The sequence below is a fragment of the Brevundimonas sp. ZS04 genome (genome assembly GCF_001956865.1).
GTDB classification, from domain to species: domain Bacteria; phylum Pseudomonadota; class Alphaproteobacteria; order Caulobacterales; family Caulobacteraceae; genus Brevundimonas; species Brevundimonas diminuta.
This window is the reverse complement of record NZ_MTHE01000001.1, coordinates 118,808-139,433: the sequence shown is the minus strand read 5'-3', so window position 1 is coordinate 139,433 and position 20,626 is coordinate 118,808. Positions and strand designations below refer to the sequence as shown.

The 20,626-nt window shown below is 66.6% G+C and carries 14 protein-coding genes; 7 read left to right on the top strand and 7 right to left on the bottom strand.

Annotated features, from left to right (window positions below; all coding sequences use genetic code 11):
- Positions 1–71: 71 nt before the first annotated feature.
- The 4 genes from BJP32_RS00625 to BJP32_RS00605 form a co-directional block, all read right to left on the bottom strand.
- Positions 72–887 (bottom strand): DUF4198 domain-containing protein, encoded by an 816-nt coding sequence (locus BJP32_RS00625; RefSeq protein WP_040345406.1) that lies wholly within the window; start codon positions 885–887, stop codon positions 72–74.
- Positions 888–993: 106 nt separating this feature from the next.
- Complete coding sequence (locus BJP32_RS00620) at positions 994–3,981, bottom strand: TonB-dependent receptor domain-containing protein (RefSeq protein ID WP_076222523.1); 2,988 nt, start codon at positions 3,979–3,981, stop codon at positions 994–996.
- A 732-nt stretch (positions 3,982–4,713) separates the two neighbouring features.
- Positions 4,714–5,199 (bottom strand): DUF411 domain-containing protein, encoded by a 486-nt coding sequence (locus BJP32_RS00610; protein WP_003164960.1) that lies wholly within the window; start codon positions 5,197–5,199, stop codon positions 4,714–4,716.
- A gap of 2 nt (positions 5,200–5,201) precedes the next feature.
- Positions 5,202–5,393 carry a heavy-metal-associated domain-containing protein gene (locus BJP32_RS00605; RefSeq protein WP_233126653.1) on the bottom strand — a complete coding sequence of 64 codons (192 nt, stop codon included), beginning with the start codon at positions 5,391–5,393 and terminating at the stop codon, positions 5,202–5,204.
- A 190-nt stretch (positions 5,394–5,583) separates the two neighbouring features.
- On the opposite strand from BJP32_RS00605, the gene BJP32_RS00600 reads away from it, so the two are divergent.
- The 3 genes from BJP32_RS00600 to BJP32_RS17550 all read left to right on the top strand — a co-directional run bounded on the left by BJP32_RS00600 (position 5,584) and on the right by BJP32_RS17550 (position 9,591).
- Positions 5,584–6,030: a DUF305 domain-containing protein gene (locus BJP32_RS00600; RefSeq protein WP_003164958.1), complete on the top strand. Its 447-nt coding sequence runs from the start codon at positions 5,584–5,586 to the stop codon at positions 6,028–6,030.
- Positions 6,031–6,283: 253 nt separating this feature from the next.
- Positions 6,284–8,056 carry a copper resistance system multicopper oxidase gene (locus BJP32_RS00595; RefSeq protein WP_003164957.1) on the top strand — a complete coding sequence of 591 codons (1,773 nt, stop codon included), beginning with the start codon at positions 6,284–6,286 and terminating at the stop codon, positions 8,054–8,056.
- On the top strand, positions 8,053–9,591 hold the full coding sequence (locus tag BJP32_RS17550; RefSeq protein ID WP_233126651.1) for a copper resistance protein B: 1,539 nt from the start codon (positions 8,053–8,055) through the stop codon (positions 9,589–9,591). The genes BJP32_RS00595 and BJP32_RS17550 overlap by 4 nt, the downstream gene beginning before the upstream one ends.
- Positions 9,592–9,684: 93 nt before the next feature.
- On the opposite strand, the gene BJP32_RS00585 is transcribed toward BJP32_RS17550, so the two are convergent.
- Both BJP32_RS00585 and BJP32_RS00580 read right to left on the bottom strand, forming a co-directional pair.
- Positions 9,685–10,692, bottom strand: coding sequence for a ribose-phosphate pyrophosphokinase (locus BJP32_RS00585; RefSeq protein WP_223850722.1), 1,008 nt, complete (start codon positions 10,690–10,692; stop codon positions 9,685–9,687).
- Positions 10,693–10,773: 81 nt separating this feature from the next.
- Complete coding sequence (locus BJP32_RS00580) at positions 10,774–11,445, bottom strand: DUF6629 family protein (RefSeq protein WP_076222520.1); 672 nt, start codon at positions 11,443–11,445, stop codon at positions 10,774–10,776.
- A 158-nt stretch (positions 11,446–11,603) separates the two neighbouring features.
- Between BJP32_RS00580 and BJP32_RS00575 the strand changes: the two genes are divergently transcribed.
- From BJP32_RS00575 to BJP32_RS00565, 3 genes are read left to right on the top strand one after another with little or no spacing between them, the layout of a single operon-like run.
- The gene (locus BJP32_RS00575) at positions 11,604–13,976 is read left to right on the top strand and encodes a xylulose 5-phosphate 3-epimerase (RefSeq protein ID WP_076222518.1); all 2,373 of its coding nucleotides are present in this window, start codon (positions 11,604–11,606) and stop codon (positions 13,974–13,976) included.
- Positions 13,973–15,331: an MBL fold metallo-hydrolase RNA specificity domain-containing protein gene (locus tag BJP32_RS00570; RefSeq protein WP_076222516.1), complete on the top strand. Its 1,359-nt coding sequence runs from the start codon at positions 13,973–13,975 to the stop codon at positions 15,329–15,331. Before BJP32_RS00575 ends, BJP32_RS00570 begins: the two co-directional genes overlap by 4 nt.
- A gap of 2 nt (positions 15,332–15,333) precedes the next feature.
- Positions 15,334–16,851 carry a thymidine phosphorylase family protein gene (locus BJP32_RS00565; protein WP_076222777.1) on the top strand — a complete coding sequence of 506 codons (1,518 nt, stop codon included), beginning with the start codon at positions 15,334–15,336 and terminating at the stop codon, positions 16,849–16,851.
- Here BJP32_RS00565 and BJP32_RS00560 read toward each other — a convergent pair.
- On the bottom strand, positions 16,809–17,507 hold the full coding sequence (locus BJP32_RS00560) for an RNA polymerase sigma factor (RefSeq protein WP_076222515.1): 699 nt from the start codon (positions 17,505–17,507) through the stop codon (positions 16,809–16,811). The two genes, BJP32_RS00565 and BJP32_RS00560, sit on opposite strands and share 43 nt — an antisense overlap.
- Positions 17,508–17,924: 417 nt before the next feature.
- On the opposite strand from BJP32_RS00560, the gene ppsA reads away from it, so the two are divergent.
- On the top strand, positions 17,925–20,240 hold the full coding sequence (ppsA, locus tag BJP32_RS00555) for a phosphoenolpyruvate synthase (RefSeq protein WP_233126648.1): 2,316 nt from the start codon (positions 17,925–17,927) through the stop codon (positions 20,238–20,240).
- Positions 20,241–20,626: the final 386 nt, after the last annotated feature.

The window sequence follows — 20,626 nt, the reverse complement described above, 5'->3', positions numbered from 1 at the left end:
AGATATTTGGCGCTGGACGGTTTCAGTTTTCGCCATCGTGACTCGCGCTCGGCCATTTCCAAGGCACAGGGTCAACGACCGCTTTCGTCACGAACCACTGTAGCCTCGAACGTCAAAGACGCGTTGTTGGTGACGAAGCGTCCACCCTTCTCCGTCGGTGCATCCAGCGTCGCGGCGACTAACATGACAGGACCGGTTACGCCGTCCGGAATCCGTAGCCGGCCCTCCGCGTCGGTTTGAACCGCGCGCCTTTCGTCCTGTCCAAACCTGATCGTGACGGGTTGCCCCGGTATTGGATGCCCGTTTCTGACCAGTTGGAAGGTCGCAGGACTATTCCGCCCAGCCACGAACTCGGGGAGAAACTCGACCTCTAACCCCGTCGCCCCCCCCGCCGTCGGGGTGCAGGTCTGGAAGCAGACGAGCGTCTTGGCCAGCCGACGCGACCTCACTTCAAGCGGCGCGCCTTCAGGCAGCAGTCGGCGCGCTGTCGCTACATCCTCGGCCTTGAAGGGGTGCTCCTCCAGATAGGTGTCGACCTGGTCAGGCCGCCAGGTGGATTCGCCCCAGATCGTCAGAAGCGTCACGGTCGCCATCCCCTGGGTGTCACTGGACACCGCCAGGCGCAGGGACTTGGCTTGGGCCCCGACGGTGACGGCCGCCGGACGACCATCGACCACCGCCCGGACCTCGGCGATGCGGCTGCGGGGCGAACCCACGTTGAGGGCAGGGAAGTCCGACGACGAGGTTGCGTGGACAATGAGCGGGTGGCCCATCGGCCCGACGAAACGCTCCGGCGCCAGGAAGAAGTCGTGGGCGGCGGCCGCCCCGGCGAACAGGCTCAGGCCCGAGACCATAGCCACCATCAAATTCGTTCTCATGTCGTGCATTCTTCTCTTGATCTGTTGTTTCGCCGGTGTCTGCGCCGGCCGATATCGTTTGAGTGTCTTGGCGCCCCCTTAGCCTTGCAGCGGCTAGGGGGCGCCTTCAGCGGGCCTAGAAGCGCGCGGTCAGTCCGAGGTAATACCGGCGACCGATCAGGTCGTAGCTGGAGGGATCGGTGTTGGCGGCGATCGCGGGTGCATAGACCGGTGGCTGTTCGTCTGTCAGATTGTTGACGCCAGCCCGCAGCGAGACGACCTCGTTCACTTTGAAACCGGCATTGAGGTCGATGTAGTGGATGGCATCGACAACCTGGCTTCGGTTGTTGAAATTCTCGACTGATCCTTGGTAGCGCCACCGCAGGCCGACGTTCCACGGGTCCTGGCTCCAGTTCAGCGTGGAAAGGACCTTCCACTTGGGCAGGGTCAGGCCGAAGCTGTTTGAGATCGTGCCTTTGCGATCCGTGAAGGCGCCGCCCGGAATGTCCTGCCGCTCCCATTTCAGGAGCTTCGTACCGGTGACGTTTAGGGCCAGGCTTCCCCAATCCGGCGCGCCGAGATCGACCAGGTCGATTCGCCAATCGACTTGGAAGTCGATGCCCTTGGTCTCCAGCGTGCCGAGGTTGGCGTTGGTCTCGAAGGTGTTGGTGATCTGTCCCGAGTTCGGATCTCGGCTGAACATGCGGCAGAAGATGTTGTTCGGATCGTAGGTCGGATTGGACGCGCCGTCCTGATTGTAGCAGCGACGCAGTTGTTCAGTCGTCGATACCGTGCCGACCACCTTCTCGATCGTGATATCGTAGTAGTCGATAGATCCGGACACCCGGCTGAGCCACGGGGCCGCGAACGGCGACTGCCAGGTGGCTCCCACGGTGAAGGAATCTGCGGTCTCCTCCTCCAGCATTGGGTTGCCCCCGGTGACCCCAGAGACCTGAGAGTTGGAGAAGGTGTAGGAATCGATCACCTGAGACGGGACATTCTGCGCCAGGCACAGGGTTCGCACCGCATTGGCGTTTGCCGCGCCCGGCGTGCGATACGCGCCGCGAATATCGCAGGGATCCCCGGAGAACTGGCGCGCGCCGGTCGAGGAAACCGGCACCCCGATCGACGGGAAGCTCAGATTCTGCGCTGCGAACAGCTCGCCGATAGAGGGCGCGCGGACCGCGCGCTGAACGCCGCCGCGGAAGCGTAGTCCGTTGAGCGCTTCCCAGCTGAGATCGGCCTTGTAGGATCCGACCCTTCCGATCGTTTCGTAGTCCGAGACGCGGTAGCCGAGATTTGTCTCCAGACTGCGCACAAACGGCAGATTGCTAAGCAACGGGATCAGGACCTCGCCGTAGAGCTCCGACACTTGATCCGACCCCGATAGCGGCTGGCCGGAGTTGCCGGCCAGCTCAGGCCCGGTGACGCCGTTGAGGGTGAATGTGCTGAGCAGCAGGTTATCAGGCGAAAAGTTGTAGTTCTGCTCGCGGTAGGCTGCGCCGACGGCCGCGCGGACCTCGCCGGCGGGCAGGGTGAACAGGCCGCCTTGCAGGTTCAGTTCAACGACGCTCTGGTCGTTCGTGGTCACATTCTTGGCCACCCGGCCGACATAGGCGATGCACGCCGCGCTCATTGGGTTGACGCCGAAGGGATTGAAACCGCCGGCGCAGATCGACGCCCCGCCGTCGGGGGCTTCCAGGAGCCGCTGCAGCGCCGAGCGGGCGAGGTAGCCGGTGTAGACGGTGCCGTTGTTCACTCGGCCATAGGAAACATAGGCGTCGTAGGTCCAGTCGCGGAGGCCGACGAGGTCGCCGCGTATGCCCGTGTTGATCTGATAGACGTTGTAGTCCTCGGACTGGCGTCGCGGGCCGAGTTCGTTGAAGCGCTTGTCGAGGCGGAAGCTTCCGGCCGGGTTCGGGCGGGAGTCCAGGACGCTGCGCAGCTCGGCGGGAATGAACGGGTTGGTCGATGGAATGCGGAACCCGGTGGTCGGTCCGGTGGCCGGGTTGGAGGCCAACTGATTGCCGGCTTCGTACTGGGAGAACAGGAAGTCGGCGTATAGCTCCACCGCAGAGTTGATCTCGTAGTCCGCCGCCGCATACACATTGTACCGCTTCTGCGGGATGATCATGTAATTGCGGTCGACGGTGCTGTAGGCGAAGTCCGTCTGCTGGAGCGGACCGGGCGTGCGGAAGCCTTCGTAATCGACGCCGCCGGGGCTGACGTAATCGCGCGCGCCCCGATAGGTGAACAGGGTCCCATTGTTGTTGAAGCCGAAGGTGTCGCCCCGGGCGGCGCCGGGGACGGCGGCGTTGACAGCGGCGGCCGTCGGCAGGTTGGTGGCGTCGAACACGGTCGAGCCTAAGGGCGACGTGCCGGCAAAGCCCCCGATCAGCGAAAAGGCGCGACTGGCGTTGAGGACGGAGGCGCGGTTTGAATAGCTGGCCGACAACACCGCATGTCCGCGGCCCTCGGCGATGTCGCCGCCCAGGGTCAGGCTGACCGCTTCGGTCGAGGCGTCGCCCCGGTCCGAGGATCCATACTGGGCGTCGAACTGCAGGCCTTCGAAGTTTCCATCGAGCAGGAAGTTGAGCACGCCGCCGACGGCGTCCGATCCATAGGTCGAAGAGGCGCCGCCAGTAATCGTCTCGATATTGGAGATGAGCGGCGTCGGCAGCAGATTGAGATCGACGACGGACGAAGCGTTGGACGGAACTATGCGGCGGCCATTCAGCAGCACCAAGGTGCGGGTCGAGCCCAGTCCGCGGAGCTGGACGTTCGCCTGGCCGGCCAGGTTCGGACTGTTCGACGCGGCGTTGCCCAGAGCGGTGAACTGCGGAAGATCGTTGATCAGACTTTCGATATTGACCGACCCCGTCGCCTTAAAGTCTTCCTGGGTCATGGTCACGATCGGGCTGTTGGCGCTGTAGTCTTGGCGCGCGATACGAGAGCCGGTGACGACGATTGTGTCTATTTCAACGGCAGCGTCTGACGATTGAGGAGCGGCCGGAGTTTGGATCTGGGCGGCGGCAGGCAAGGCCGGCAATGTGGCGGCGGCGATCACCAGGCCCGAAAGGACTGAAGACGTGACGAGCTGGCTTCTGAAAGAGATGTTGGCCAAAGGCTTTTTCCCGCTAATTTTTGGGCCGAAATGCGGCCCCCCTATTTCGACTTACGCAGCGCGGCGAGCTCCCGCCTCGGCGCCGACACGATTTTTTTACAGGCCGCGCGAGATCTGCCCGTGCGAAAGCCGTGGTTCCCTCGAGTGCTGGAACGCAAGTGGCCGCGCCCTTTCGCGTGACGGTTTCCGGCCCGAATGCTTGCTGGAGGTGCTGGTCGAGGTGATCCGGGAGACGTTCGACGATGCGATTTCAACATGCCGCGCAGAGCCCTGGAGAAGGGTAGAATCCTCAAGGTCCTTCTTTACGGGTCATATGCGCGAAGCGACTGGGGCCACGACCCGGTCGGCCGTTACTTCTCGGGCTTCGACCTACTGGTCGTCGCCGCCCACGAAGATCTAGCGACGGCGAGTTCTGGCTCGACGCGACCAACCGAAACGATGCCGGGCGAAGGCGAAATTCGCGAGGTAGGCGAGCGCGTCCAGTTCGATGTGACTGTACGCGGTCGCGAACCCGAAGTGACTGCGATCCGGCCTGAGTAGGCCGGACATTCCGGTTGAGCGGGCGATCAAGCGCGTCTTTCACCTGGTCGAGGTCGATGGCTCAATTGCATCTATCCCTGAAGGCTCCCCCTGGAGAGGGCGCCGCAGGCGATGGTCTGGTCCGCGATGGGAGATACGAAAAGGCCCCGCCGGCTAGCCGGCGGGGCCATCTGTCATAGCGGAGCAGGGGGGCTAGCGGACGGGCGTCGCGCCTTCGAAGGTCATGAAGCGGGCGGGCTGGCCCGCGCCGAAGCGCATGACGTCATAGCGTTCGGGGGCGTAGCCGGGCGCCTCCATGCCGGGCGAGCCGGTCGGCATGCCGCCGACGCCGATGCCGCGCGAGGCGCCGGGCGATTTCAGGAAGGCGTTGACGGCGGCGGCGGGGACGTGGCCCTCGATCACCTTGCCGTCGACGACGGCCGTATGGCAGCTCCAGAGGGCTTCCGGCACGCCCAGGCGGGCTTTCACCGGCGCCAGGTCGTCAGTGGGGACGACGCGGATCGTATAGCCGGCCTTGCGCATATGCTCGACCCAGCCGCCGCAGCAGCCGCAGGAATCGCTCTTGTAGACGGTCATGTCCGAGGCATGGGCCACGGTCGGCAGGCCGTTCAGCAGGAAGCCCGCGCCGCCGAGGAGGACGACGCCGGCGGCGAGGGCGGAAAGCTTGAGCTTGTTCATGGTCAGGCGGCCTCGGCCGGATAGCCGGCGGCGTCCAGCGCGGTCAGCAGGGTTTGACGGTCGGCGGCAGTCGTCACCTCGACGCGGCGGGCCTCGATGTCGGCCTTGACGGCGGCGGAGGCGTCCACGGCGTGGATGGCCTTCTCGACGCCGGCGGCGCAGCCGCCGCAGCGTATCCTGGGAATGTGGAGCACCTGTAGATCGGAAGTCCCGGGAACATGGGCGGACATGGGCGAACCTTTCAAAAATGAACGCCTGCCGGTTCTAATCCTTACCCTTATGGGAAGGTCAACGGCTGGAACCATGATTTTTAGTATGGGTTAGCTGGGGGACCTGACGCGCTGCGTGTGCAGGGAAATCGAATCTGGACGTAGGAGACGCGACGTGAACAAGGGTCAATACCGGTCGTTCGGGATCGAGCTGGTTCTCGATTTCATCGTCATGTATCTCGTCATGTATACAATGATCGCCACGCTGGATCATTTCTACCTCAACCTCAACAACGTCTACATGACGCTCATGATGGTCACCCCCATGGCGATCCTCATGCTCTGGTTCATGCGGTCCATGTACCCCTCGCGAAAGCTGAATCTGGCGATCGTCGGCGGTGCCGCGGCGGTGTTCGTCCTCGCCTTTGTCGGCATGCGGACCCAGGCGGGGGTGGGCGACAAGGAGTTCCTCCGGTCCATGATCCCGCATCATTCCGGCGCGATTCTGATGTGCGAGCAGGCCTCGATCCGCGATCCGGAGATTATCGCCCTGTGCGATCGGATCATCCGGGCCCAGGACGATGAGATCGCTCAGATGCAGGCGATCCTGAAGCGCCTCTAGGCGGCTGCGTTCGTCGTCGAGAAGGGACAGCGACGCTCCTGACGCGGGCCGCCGCAAGGGTTTGGGGCCTGGGTGCTCCGGCGTCTCCACATATGACCCCCTTGAATTCTTCTGAAGCGAACTTCGCAAGCGCTTGTGTGGCGACCTGTCGCAAGGGATGGAGCGTGCGGGTGCGTAATACCCTGTGAAGCTCACGCCGAAGTCGTCGGTCGTGAAGTGCGTTCAAGGAAGGATGATCCATCATATGTCGAGCATGGCTCTCGATCGCAGATCCCTGTTGCGCGGCGCGGCCGCGGGCGGCGGGCTGCTTGGCCTTTCGGGGCTTCTGCCGGCCTGGGCCCAGTCGGGTTCCCCTGGTCTGCGCGCCGATCTGCCGACCCTGACGGGACCCAACATCGACCTGACCGTCGGAGACGCCAGCTTTACCGTGGGCGGGCGCACGGGCCACGCCTTCATGATCAACGGCCTGCTGCCCGCGCCCCTGCTGCGGATGCGCGAAGGCCAGAACGTGCGTCTGTCAGTGACCAATACCCTGGACGAGGACACCTCGATCCACTGGCACGGCCTGTTGCTGCCGTTCCAGATGGACGGCGTGCCGGGCGTCAGCTTCCCCGGCATCAAGCCGCGCGAGACCTTTGTCTATGAGTTCCCGCTGAAGCAGTCGGGCACCTACTGGTATCACAGCCATTCGGGCCTGCAGGAGGCCATGGGCCATTACGGCCCCATCGTCATCGACCCGGCGGGCGTCGATCCGGTCGGCTATGACCGCGAGCATGTGCTGGTCCTGTCGGACTGGAGCTTCATGCATCCGCACGAAATCCTGGCCAAGCTGAAGAAGAGCCCCGGCTACTTCAACATGCAGAAGACCACCCTGGCGGGCCTGCTGGACGGGTCGGACGGGATGAGCCTGGCCGAGCGCCGGATGTGGGGCGGGATGCGCATGGATCCGCGCGACATCCTGGACGTCAACGGCACCACCTACACCTATCTGATCAACGGCCACGGACCCGAAGAGAACTGGACCGGCCTGTTCCGGCCCGGAGAGCGGGTGCGCCTGCGCGTCATCAACGCCTCGGCCATGTCGATCTTCAACGTCCGCATCCCCGGTCTGGCCATGACCGTGGTTCAGGCCGATGGCGAGCATGTGCGCCCGGTCGAGGTGGACGAGTTCCAGATTTCGGTCGCCGAGACCTATGACGTCATCGTCCGTCCCACCGAGGACCGCGCCTACACCATCGTGTCGGAGGCCATCGACCGGTCGGGCATGGGGCGCGCCACCCTGGCCCCGCGTATGGGCATGACCGCCGAGGTTCCCCCCCTGCGCAAGGTGCCGAACCTGACCATGACCGACATGGGCATGGGGGGCATGGATCACGGCTCGATGGCTGGCATGGACCACTCGGCCCATGGAGCAGCAGCGGCCGCCACAGCCGGAGCCGCCGCCGCGCCGATGGACCACGGCGCCATGAGCATGCGTGACCCCAACAACGCCCCCGCCGACATGGCGGTCGGCGTCGGGGTAGACGCCATCGCGCCCGCGCCCGCCAACCGTCTGGGCGACCGTCCGCAAGGGCTGCAGGACGTCGATCACCGGGTCCTGGTCTATACCGACCTGCGCTCCCTTGAGCCGAACAAGGACACGCGCCCGCCGTCCCGCACCATGGAAATCCACCTGACCGGCAATATGGAACGGTTCATGTGGGGCTTTGACGGACGCAAGTTCTCGGAACTGGTCGAGCCGATCCGGTTCGAACTGAACGAGCGGGTCCGCGTCACCCTGGTCAACGACACCATGATGGCCCACCCCATCCACCTGCACGGCCACTTCTTTGAGCTGGTCAACGGCCACGACGGGCATCAGCCGCTGAAGCACACGGTCAATGTGGCGCCGGGCGGCAAGGTCACCTTCGACCTGACCGCCAACGCGCCGGGCGACTGGGCCTTCCACTGCCACCTGCTGATGCACATGCACGCGGGGATGTTCAACGTCGTCACGGTTCGTCCGCTGGAAGGAGCCGCCCGATGAGCCGCGCCCTGTTCGCCGCTGTCGCGGTCCTGCCCCTGATGCTGGCCGCCGGTTCGGCCGTCGCCCAGACCCATGGCGGCCACGGCGCCCACGCCGCGCCCGCCCGTCCTCCGCAAGCCCGGCCGACGCCCGCCCCCAAGCCCAAGCCTCGTGCCGCCGCCCCTCAGCCTAGGCGCGCCACGCCTCCGGTGCCGGTGGCGACCGATCCGCACGCTGGCCACGATATGAGCGGGATGCAGGCGGCTGCGGCCCCGGCGGCTGCGGCCGACCCGCACGCGGGGCATGACATGAGCAGCATGCAGGCGGCTCCGTCCACGCCACCCGCCGCTGACCCTCATGCCGGTCACAACATGGGTGCCGCTCCGGCGGCGGCCGACCCGCACGCGGGGCATGACATGAGCGGCATGCAGATGGCTCCGGCCCAGACGCCTGCCGCCGATCCTCATGCCGGTCACAACATGAGCCCGGCTCCAGCGGCGGTTGACCCGCATGCCGGGCACGACATGAGCGCGATGCAGATGGCTCCAGCCCAGGCGCCTGCCGCTGATCCTCATGCCGGTCACAACATGGGCGCGGTTCCGGCGGCTGCGGCCGATCCGCACGCCGGTCATGACATGAGCGGGATGCAGGCGGCGCCGGCTCAGGCCCCTGCCGCTGATCCTCATGCAGGGCACAACATGGGCCAGGCGCCTGTCGCCGATCCCCACGCTGGCCACGACATGAGCGGCATGGCGGGCGGCGCGCCCAACATCCCGACCAGCGTGGACGCTGTCGGCGGACGGATGGTCGAGACGCCGCCGCCTGCCGCCGCCCGCGCCGCGCCCGCCCATGCGGCGGACCTGCTGTTCGACCCCGCCGTCATGGCGGCCTCGCGCAAGCAACTGCTGGTCGAGAACGGCGACATTCGCTCGACCGCCGTGCTGATCGACTCGATTGAATCCAGCTTCGGCGATGGGGAGAAGGGCTATAGCTGGAACGCCCAGGGCTGGACCGGCGGCGACATCAACCGCTTCTGGTGGAAGACCGAGGGGGAGGGGGCGTTCGACGGCAAGCTGCACGAGGCCGAGGTTCAGGCCCTCTACAGCCGCGCCATCGCCCCCTTTTGGGACGTACAGGCGGGTGTGCGCCAGGACTTCCGTCCCGACGGCGAGGACACCACTCATCTGACTGTCGGCGTCCAGGGCGTCGCTCCCTACTGGTTCGAGATGAGCGCCGCCGCGTTTCTCTCCACCAAAGGCGACCTGACCGCCCGCGCCGAGGCTGATTATGATCAGCGCATCACCCAGAAGTGGATCCTGCAGCCGGCCATCGAGGTCGCCCTATCGGCCAGCGACATTCCAGAACTGGAGATCGGTTCTGGTCTGACCTCGGTCACGGCGGGGCTTCGCCTGCGCTATGAAATCCGCAAGGAGTTCGCCCCCTATGTCGGGGCCGAATGGAGCCGCTCGTTCGGCGACACAGCCGACTACGCCAGGGCGCGAGGCGACGACGTGGATGCGACGCGCCTGGTGGTCGGGATCAAGGCCTGGTTCTGAGCGAACCGAAAGCCGACGGCGGCCCCAGGATCGCCGTCGGCGCGGACCGCCTCTGGAATCCCCTTGCATTGCGCCGGCTCCGATGAACGACCGTCAGTCGACGCCGCCCGGAAATGAATCGACGCCTGCCCGCTCCACTTCATCGAGGGGCTTAGGGGGACGACGGCGCCGGATGATGCCCTCCTGAGCGCCTTCAGCGGCGATCGCCGCAGCGATCAGCGGCGCAAGCCCGATGGCGTTGCTGTCGTGAGGAATGGAATCGCTTGAGACGATCCGGTCGGTGAGCTCCTTCAGTCGCTCGTGGGAGTCCTCCGCGAACACGCCGTGGACAACCGCGCAGACCGGTCGCGGGAAGCCCTGAAGCGGCAGTTTTCGAGCGGCTTCAATCAGGGTGTGCCCTGACGAGGCGATATCGTCGACGAGGACCGGATAGCGGTCCTTCCATTGCGAGAGGTCAGGAACCTCGACATCGACGTTGCGGTCGCCGTGCCGAACCTTGCGCAGCACCGCATAAGGCGCACCGATGCGCCTGGCGATCTCCGACACCCACTGCTCGCTCTCCTCGTCCGGCCCGATGATCAAGGGCTCACCGACCTCTGCGGCGATCCAGTCTGCAAGGAGAGGCGCGGCGTGCAGCGTCTGGGCGGCGATCGTGTAGAGCGCGGAGAGCGCTGGATACCTGTGCAGGTGCGGATCGACTGTCACGAGGCGATCGAAGGTCGAGGAAACAAGGCGCGCGAATGTCTTGGAGGTTATGGCCTCGCCAGGCTGGAAGCGTCGGTCCTGGCGCATATAGGAGAGGTAGGGCGCGATCAGCGTCACCTCGCGTGCGCCGAGCGCGCGGGCGGCGTCTGCCGCGAAGACGAGGCGGAGGAAACCGTCATCGGGTCGAGCGAGCGTGCAGACGAGGTAGACCATCTTGTCCGCGACGTCGGAAAGGATGCGGACATAGCTCTCGCCATCGGGAAAGCGCCGGGTCTCGATCGCGCCCAACTCCCACCCGCCGGCTTCGGCTAGCCGGCGCGCGAATATTTCGTTGCCGGGAAGCGGAATTATCAGTCGCATGCCGTGTTGCCCTGTCGTTCGAAGGGTGCTGCTCATTTGTGAAATTCGTCCCCTGGAAGACGGCCATCGCGCGGCCGAGCGGACCCGCGGATCGCATGAAACGCCGTGACCTCTGCCTCAGCAGGTCGCCCGCATCGCGGCCGGTTTCCGGTAGATCGCCCAGATCAGGTATAGTGACGCTACTGCGCCTCCGAAGCAGAATACGGAAATGTAGGCCCATTGGAAGAAGCTAACGGTGATCGCCAACACCAGCGCCACCAGGCCGCCGAACAGCCTCGCCGTGCGATCGGTCGAAAGCAACAGGGGGACGATGAGGAGGGCGACATAGGCCAGGTAGGTCATCGGCCGTCCGATAACCGCGTCGAGCAGTTCAGTGTCGCTGTAGCGAATGGCCCGAGGAAGCAGGGTGACCTGCAACCATCCCTCGTGGACCAGGTAGGGAATGAACTGGACGGAACCAAGGGCGGCGCCAGCGAGCGCGAACATCAAAAAGGCAGAGCGCCGGCGGTGCGGCTCAAGGAAATAGGCCGAAACCGGCAGCCAGATCGGCCAGACCACCCAGGCGAAGAACATATAGACGAGGGAATAGACGCGCGCGCCTCCAGGCTCGACGCCCGAGCCGGTCAACCAGATGAAGCCCTCCATCAGCTGCTGGAGGCCCAGAAGGATCGGCAGCGCCGCCAGCATTGCGTAGCGCCGGTCGCGCTTCAGCGTCGTGGCCAGGGTGAAGCCGCCGGACGGGATCAGAAAAGCGGCGGCGGCAAAGCTCACGGGCGCCGACAGGCACATATCGTTATCCGTTTTGTTGGGCGAGTATTCACTATGTCGCTCCGGCGGACCGCAGGCAAGCCGGCGCGTTGATGGGCCGGGCCGTAAGGATTCCAGGCGAGCGGCGTCATACGCGCGACCGGTTCAGGACCGGAACGTTTGCGGAAGGCGAGGATTCGATGCGCTGGGCGGAAACATGGCGGGGCGGCTACGGAGCGTTTGTGCGAAGCCCGGAGACCGTCGAGCGACTGGCCGCGGCGACCGAGCGCCTCGTGCGGCGCGGCGCGTGGCCCGACGAGGAGTCGGTGTATCGCATGCTGGCCGCGGCCGATCGGCTGGCCAGCGCCGCCATGTGGATGGTGGCCCACATGACCTACGCCCGTAGGGTCGACCTGTCGGGCGCCGCCTTGCCGGCCGAGGCCTTCAAGGCGTCTCCGGAGGGGCACACCGGCGGCTCGCTGAACATGGCGCCCGCCTTCGTCGGCTATCTGCTCGCCAATGCGCTGTCTGGGGGAACGCGTTCCTGGATCATGGGCCAGGGCCACTGCGTCGCGGCCGTGGAGGCGGTCAACGCTCTGACCGGGGACGTTTCGCCGGGACAGAAGGGTCGATACGATCGGTCCGAGGCCAGCCTGTCCCAGCTGGCGTCCGACTTCTACAGCTACGCCATCGGCCCCGATGGCCGCCCGGGGGTTCCCCTCGGCAGTCATTCCGGCCCGGAAACGGCGGGTGCGGTCTCCGAGGGCGGCTACCTCGGCTTCGCCGAACTCGAATATGTCCACATGCCGCTACGCGGGGAGGGCCTCGTCGCCTTTCTGAGCGACGGCGCCTTCGAGGAACAGCGGGGCTCTGATTGGTCGCCGCGCTGGTGGCGAGCGGAGGACAGCGGCCTCGTCACCCCCATCATGATCCTCAATGGCCGCCGCATCGAGGAACGCACCGAGATCGCCCAGGACGGCGGCGAGTGCTGGCTTGATCGCCATCTGCGTCTGAACGGATTCGATCCGATCCCGATCGACGGCCGCGACCCGGCCGCCGTGGCCTGGGCCATTCTGGAATCGGAGGAGCGACTGAAGCGTTTCACCGCCGATCGGGAGCGCCTCTATCCCGCACGCCTGCCCTATGTGATCGCCCGCACCGTGAAGGGTTTCGGGTTTCCCGGGGCCGGGACCAACCGGGCGCACAATCTGCCGCTGGAGGGGAATCCGCGCACGGACGAGGCGGCGCGCGCCGCCTTCAATGCGGCGGCGGCCGCCCTCTTCGTGCCCCCGGGGGAACTCGAGGCCGCGCTCGGCGCTCTGGCGACCCACGACCTGCAGCGCCGTCCCCTCGAGAGCGGCCATCCGGCCGCCCGGCGAGCTCCGGCGGATCCGACCCGTCCGGTCCCGTCCTGGTCGGCCGGACCGCAGTCGCCGATGCAGGCGATCGACGAATGGTTCGTGCCGTTCATCGACGCCAATCCGGGGCTGCGGGTCCGGCTCGGCAATCCGGACGAACTGCGCAGCAACGGAATGGGACGGACCCTCGAACGGCTGCGTCACCGGGTGAACCGCCCCGAGCCGGGACTGCCGGAGGCGGTGGACGGCGCGGTCATCACGGCCCTGAACGAGGAGGCGGTGGCAGGCGCGGCCCTGGGCAACAAGGGCGGCCTCAGTCTGATCGTCAGCTATGAGGCCTTCGCCGTGAAGATGCTGGGTCTCCTGCGCCAGGAGATCATCTTCGCGCGGCGACAGCGGGAGATCGACGCGCCGCCGCAATGGCTCAGCGTGCCGCTCCTGGCCACTTCCCATACCTGGGAGAATGGCAAGAATGAACAGTCCCACCAGGACCCCACCCTGGCCGAAGCCCTGCTAGGGGAGATGTCCGACACCGCCCGGGTTCTGTTTCCGATCGACGCCAACACCGCCGTGGCGGCGCTCAGGGGCGTCTACGGCGGCCGAGGGGAGGTCGCCTGTCTTGTCGTTCCGAAGCGGATCGTGCCTGGCCTTGTCGACCCCGTCGCCGCCGAAGCCCTGTGGGCGCGTGGCGCCGCGGTCATCCACGGCGATCTCGCTGCGGCCGATATTCAGATCGTGGCTATCGGCGCCTATCAGGCCCGTGAGGCCATCGCCGCCGCCGCGCGACTGGAGCGAACCGGGCGCAGAACCTGCGTCACGGCCCTGCTGGAGCCCGGACGGTTCCGGGCGCCGCGCGATGAAATCGAGGCGCGGCATACGGCGTCGACCGCCGAACTCGAGGAGATCTTCCCCGAGCGCCTGCCGCGCCTCATCCTCACCCATACGCGGCCCGAGCCGATGCTCGGCCTGTTGCGGCGCCTCGACGGCGGCCCCCGCCGGACCCGGGCGCTGGGCTATCTCAGTCGCGGGGGAACCCTGGACACGCCCGGCATGCTGTTCGCCAACCGGTGCACCTGGGCCCACGCCGCGGTCGCCTGCGCGGATCTGCTCGGCGACGCCGCCGGCGTGCTGACGCCAGGGGAGATGGCCGCCGTCCGCGGCGAGGCCCACCCCCGCATCCTGCAAGTCTCACCCCCGGAAGGATCTCCATTGTGATCAGTCTCACCAGTCTCGGCGGCGCCGGCGCCGTCACCGGATCAAAACACCTGCTCGAGGCCGACGGTCGCCGCATCCTGATCGACTGCGGCCTGTTCCAGGGCCTCAAGACCCTGCGCGAGCAGAACTGGGCCCCGCTCCCGGTCAAGCCCTCCAGCATTGACGCGGTGATCCTGACCCACGCCCACCTGGACCACTCCGGCTACCTGCCGAAACTGGTCAAGGATGGATTCCGCGGGCCCATCCTGGCCAGCGCCGCCACCCGGGATGTGGCGGAGATCATCCTGCGCGACAGCGGCCATATCCAGGAGAAGGACGCCGAGCAGACGAACCGCTACGGCTACGGCAAGCACAAGCCGGCCTTGCCGCTCTATGGCGTGCAGGACGCCGGACGCGCGATGGAGCGCTTCGTCTCGACCCCGTTCCATACGTCCGTAGAGCTGCCGGGCGGAGCCAGACTGACCCTTCGCCGCGCGGGGCACATCCTCGGGGCGGCGACCGCCGAGGTGACCTGGAACGGAACGAAGATACTCTTCTCCGGTGATCTCGGCCGTTATGGCGACGCCACCATGGTCGATCCCGAGCCGGGGGAGGAGGCCGACTATGTGGTCGTGGAATCGACCTATGGTGATCGGCGCCATGATTCCCGGGACCCCACGGAAGCCCTGGGCGAGGTCATAGAACGAACCACCGCGCGCGGCGGGACCGTGGTCATCCCCGCCTTCGCCGTCGGCCGGGCCCAGTCGCTCCTTTACCACATCTGGCGACTGAAGCAGGCCGGGCGGATCGGCCTGACGCCCATCTACCTGGACAGTCCGATGGCGATCAACGCCACCGACCTTCTGCACGCGCACCTGGAAGACCACCGCATGCCGGCGGAGGTGTGCGACGCCATCTGCGCCGTCGCCACCTATGTGCGCGATGTGGAGGCGTCCAAGGAGATCACCGCCAGCCCCATGCCCAAGGTGATCCTGTCGGCGAGCGGGATGGCCACCGGGGGGCGGGTGCTCCACCACATCAAGGCGTTCGGCCCGGACCGGCGCAACACCATCCTGTTTTCGGGTTTCCAGGCGGCGGGAACCCGCGGGCGTTCGATGGTCGAGGGGGCCCAGGAGGTGAAGATTCACGGCCAGTGGGTGCCTATAAATGCCGAGGTCGCGAACCTGCCGATGCTCTCCGCCCACGCCGACGCCGAGGAAATCCTGCGCTGGCTGTCGGGACTGAAGCGTCCGCCGCGCAAGACCTTCATCGTTCACGGCGAACCGCATGCTTCAGACGCGCTGCGCGTTCGCATCCAGGATCGCTTCGGATGGGACTGCGTCATTCCTCAAATGATGGAGCGCCACGACCTGTGACCGTGTCCGACGCTACCCACGCCGCTGTTCCCTCCCTGAAGGCGCGTCGCTTCGGCCTTCACGCCCAGCACGAATCCATCGTTCTGATGCGGCGCGACTGCCCCGTCTGCCGCTCGGAGGGCCTGTCGTCCCGCTCCCAGGTGCTGCTCTCGGCCGGAGGCCGGGAAATCTACGCCACCCTGTACCAGATGGACGGGGACATCCTCGGCCTCGACGAGGCGGCGCTCTCTGAAGAGGCCTGGCGACTTCTGGAGGTGGCGCCGGGCGATCCCGTCGCGGTGCGCCACGCTCCGGCCATCGAGTCCATGTCCAGCGTTCGTCGCCGGATCTATGGATCGCGGCTGGACAAGAGCGCGATCCAGGGGATTATCCAAGATGTGGCGGCTGGACGCTACACGCCCATCCATCTCGCGGCCTTTCTGACCGCCACCTCGGTGCTTCCGCTCGACGACGCCGAGGTCGTGGCGCTCACCCGCGCCATGGTGGACGTCGGCGACCGCCTGAGCTGGCCGTCGGACGTCGTCATGGACAAGCACTGCATCGGCGGCCTGCCGGGCAACCGGACCACGCCGATCGTGGTGGCCATCCTCGCCGCCAGCGGCCTGGTCATGCCAAAGACCTCGTCGCGCGCCATCACCTCGCCGGCCGGAACCGCCGACACCATGGAGACCCTGGCCCCGGTCGACCTCGATGTGCCGGCCATGCGGCGGGTGGTCGAGGCGGAAGGCGGCTGCGTCGTCTGGGGCGGGGCGGTCAGGCTGAGTCCGGTGGATGACATCTTCATCCGCGTCGAACGGGTTCTCGACGTTGATACGGAGGGGCAGCTCATCGCATCGGTGTTGTCCAAGAAGATCGCGGCAGGAGCGACACATGTGGTGCTGGATATTCCTGTCGGGCCGACCGCCAAGGTGCGATCGCAAGAGGCGGCCGACAAGCTGGCGACGCGACTGACGACCGTTGCGAGCCATTTCGGGCTCAGCGCCCGATGCCTGCAGACGGACGGCGCGCAGCCCGTGGGCGTCGGCATCGGGCCGGCGCTGGAGGCGCATGACATCCTGGCCGTGCTGCAAAATCGGCCCGGGGCCCCCGGAGACCTGCGGGTCCGTGCGTGCCTCCTGGCAGGCGCGGCGCTCGAACTGGCCGGCCAGGCCGCTGCGGGTCAGGGGGCGCGCGCCGCCGAGGCGGTGATCGCCGATGGTCGCGCCTGGGCGAAGTTTCAGCGGATATGCGAAGCCCAGGGCGGGATGCGGATTCCTCCGACTTCCGAGCGGCGCGCCGTGATCCGGGCGACGCGATCAGGTCGGGTGATTCTGGTCAACAACCGCCAGATTTCGACTCTGGCCAAGCTGGCCGGCGCGCCTCAGCAGAAGGCCGCCGGCCTGGAGATGCACGTCCGGCTCGGCGCGGAGGTGGCGGCCGGCGACGCTCTGGCCACCGTCCACGCGGAAACCCCGGGTGAACTGGATTACGCCCTCGACTATGCGGCGTCGCACGCCGACCTGATCGAGATTGAAGCCTGAAGCTCCAGAGGCCCCGCCAGAGCCGAGCGGGCGGTGGCCGCTGCTGACAGGGCGCAGGGCTCCGGGCAGCTCTGACAGTTCGCCAGCATCCGCCGCCGCAGCGCGGCGCGGCCCCGGTGCACCCGCACGCCGACGTTGTTGGCGGTCAGTCGCATCTCGGCGGCGATCGTCGCCAACGGAATCTCTTCCAGTTCGGCCTTGCGCAGCAGGCTAGCGGTCTGCGGCGGGAGATCGGCGAGGGCCCGCTCGAGACAGTGCAGCGGGCGTTGGATGTCATCGTCCGGTCCGTCCGCCTCATCGTATCGGGGCTCGGCGTCCAGGGCGTCCGTCAACCGGGCCCGGGCAGCGTTGCGGCGGTAACGATCGAACAGGGCGTTGCGAAGCGCGATCCCGAGCCAGGCGTCCACCTTGCCCGGGTCGGTGAGCCGGCCCGCCGCCAGCGTCACCTTGAGTGCGAATTCCTGCAGGACGTCCTCGGCGTCGTCGGGCGAGCGCAGTCGTTTGACGAGGTAGCGCAAATGCGCAGGGCGATCGTCGCGCAGACGGCGCTCGACGAGCCGGCGAGTTTCAGCCGCCGGCGGCGCGGCGGCGACCAGCCGGAGGGCTGAGGCCGGTGTCCCCGGACACGATGCGGCGATGAGGCGCTGTGAGCTCATGATCGTTCCCCTGCGTGAAGTCAGCGAGGATCATTCGGTAGGCAACGCCAAGATTTGCGCTGAATCAAGTATTTAAAAAGATTCCCCTCCATCCCGGTTTTGTTGAGGGATGGAGCGCCGCGATGCGTATAGACATCTGCATCGCCAGATCTCGATCAGTCGCGGTCCAGCAGTTGTGCGACAGAAAAGTGGAACGTCGCTCCGTCGGAGCCCGCTACGAACGACGCCTCGGGACCAGGAGGTTCGCGCCGATCTCTCCGATTGACTTCAAGGACGCGTCGTCTTCGGCGGCATTACCGAAGCCATCGTCGCGTTGGCGTAAGGAGCGAGAGGCTTCCGCGTCAATCGAATCATCTTGCCCGCCCGCGGCGGCGTCGTCGTCGCTCGGCGGCCGCCCCGCTTGTCGAGATTGACACCATGAGCAAGCCCGCCCCCCTGATCCTGGGGTTCGAGAGCGTCGATCGAACCTCGGTCGCCCAGGTGGGCGGCAAGAACGCTTCCCTTGGGGAGATGGTCCGCAATCTGGGTGGCCGGGGCGTGCGCGTGCCGCCCGGCTTTGCGACCACAGCCGAGGCCTATTGGCGCTTCCTCGACGCGAGCAGCCTGCGCCCCGTGATCGCGGCCGCCATCAGCGATTGGACCATGGGAAAGACGTCGCTTCCCGACACTGGCGCGCGGCTCCGCGCGGCCCTCCTGGCGGCGCCGTGGCCGGAAGAGAGCGCCGAGGCCATTCGCGCCGCCTACCGCGATCTTTGCGCTCGCATCGGCAGGCCTGATGCGGATGTCGCGGTCCGCTCCAGCGCCACCGCCGAGGACCTTCCCGACGCCAGCTTCGCCGGCCAGCAGGAGAGCTTCCTCAACATCCGCGGCGAGGCCGCGCTGCTGGAGGCGTGCCGACGGTGCTACGCCTCGCTCTTCACGGATCGCGCCATCAGCTATCGACAGACCAAGGGCTTCGACCATCTGAGGGTCGCCCTTTCAATCGGCGTTCAGCAGATGGTCCGCTCGGACCTGGCGGGGGCGGGGGTGATGTTTTCGATCGACACGGAGACTGGCTTCGACAAGGTCGTGCTGATCAACGGCGCCTGGGGCTTGGGCGAGAACGTCGTCCAGGGCGCCGTCGACCCCGACGAACACCAGGTCTTCAAGCCGTTGCTCGACCAGCCCGGGACGGTTCCGATCCTGGAGAAGCGCCTCGGCGGCAAGGCGCAGAAGATGATCTATGCGCAAGACGGGGAGCATCCCACGCGCAATATCCCCACCACGCCTGCCGAGCGCTCCGCCTTCGTCCTCGCGGACACGGAAGTGCTCGCGCTGTCGCGCTGGGCTGTCGCCATCGAGGCCCACTACGGCTGCCCGATGGACATGGAGTGGGCGAAGGACGGCGAGAGCGGCGAGATCTTCATCGTCCAGGCGCGGCCCGAAACCGTGCAGTCCCGCCTCGGCTCTGGCGCGCTGCGCAGCTTCAGGATCAACTCCAAGGGCGCCCTGCTGGTGACCGGCCTCGCCATCGGAGACGCCGTGGTGGCCGGCCAGGTCTGCCGGATCGACAGCCCCCGCGACATCGACCGGTTCGTTGACGGGGCGATCCTGGTGACCACCGCCACCGACCCCGACTGGGTGCCGATCATGAAGCGGGCGGCAGCCATCGTGACGGACCACGGCGGCCGCACGTCCCACGCCGCCATCGTCAGCCGAGAACTCGGACTGCCCGCCATCGTCGGGACGGAGACGGCCACTCGGGAGCTCCAGGCGGGGCAGGAGGTCACCGTCTCCTGTGCTGAGGGCGACGAGGGCTTCGTCTACGAGGGCCGCGCGCAATTCGAGACGCGGGAACTCGACGCAAGCGCGGCGCCCGAGACCACGACCCAGATCATGCTCAACCTCGCCAACCCTGCTGCGGCCTTCCGCTGGTGGCGCTTGCCGGCTGATGGGGTAGGCCTCGCGCGCATGGAGTTCGTGGTGAGCAACCATGTGAAAATCCACCCGATGGCGCTCGTCCGCTTCGAGGCGGTCGAGGATCCGGAGGCGCGGGCCGCTATCGAGGCGCTGACGGCCGGCTATGTCGATCGGACGGAATATTTCGTGGAACGGCTCTCACGGGGCCTTTCCCGCATCGCCGCGGCCTTCCACCCGAAGCCGGTCATCATCCGCATGAGCGACTTCAAGACCAACGAATACGCCAATCTGATCGGCGGCGCCCGCTTCGAGCCGAAGGAGGAGAACCCCATGCTCGGGTTCCGCGGCGCCTCTCGTTATTACTCGCCGCGCTACCGCGAAGGCTTCGCCCTGGAATGCCGGGCGATCCGCCGCCTGCGCGAGGACCTGGGCCTGCGCAACGTCATCGTGATGATCCCGTTCTGCCGGACGGTCGATGAGGCGCGTCGGGTTCTGGAGGTGATGGCCGAGAACGGTTTGGTCCGCGGAGAGGAAGGGCTCCAGGTCTATGTGATGTGCGAGATTCCTTCGAACGTGATCCTGGCCCGTCAGTTCGCCGAACTGTTCGACGGCTTCTCGATCGGCAGCAACGATCTCACCCAGCTGACGCTGGGCGTCGACCGTGACTCGGGTGAACTCGCGGCGCTCTTCAACGAGCAGGATCCGGCCGTCGAATGGATGATCGATCAGGTCATCGTCTCCGCGCATGATGCGGGCGTGAAGGTCGGGCTCTGTGGAGAAGCGCCCAGCAAAAACCCCCGAGTTCGCCCAGTTCCTCGTCCAGCGGGGCATTGACTCGATCTCGGTCAATCCAGACAGCTTCGTGGCCGTGAAAGAGGCCGTAGCGGCGGCTGAGGAGACTGCACACAGGACACCCCGCCGCATACCTTGACGACCGGCTGAGACGGCGGGCGGGTACGTCCATGGCCCAGCACGTTCGCCCCGGCTGATCCTCGGCTCGTCCGTCGCGCGAGACTGAGCCAGGGATCTGTCGATTCCCGGGGTCGAGGCATGGGACGCGGAGGGGCGCATCGCGGCTCGCGCCAGCGCCTTAGCGCCGCGACGGCGAGGCCGTCATCGACCTTCTGGCCTGGTCCGAGGGGCGAGCTTCAGGCTTCCATCAAGGGGGCGTCAATGGCGCACCCCTGTTCACCGCCGACTGGTTTTTCTTGCGACGCCAG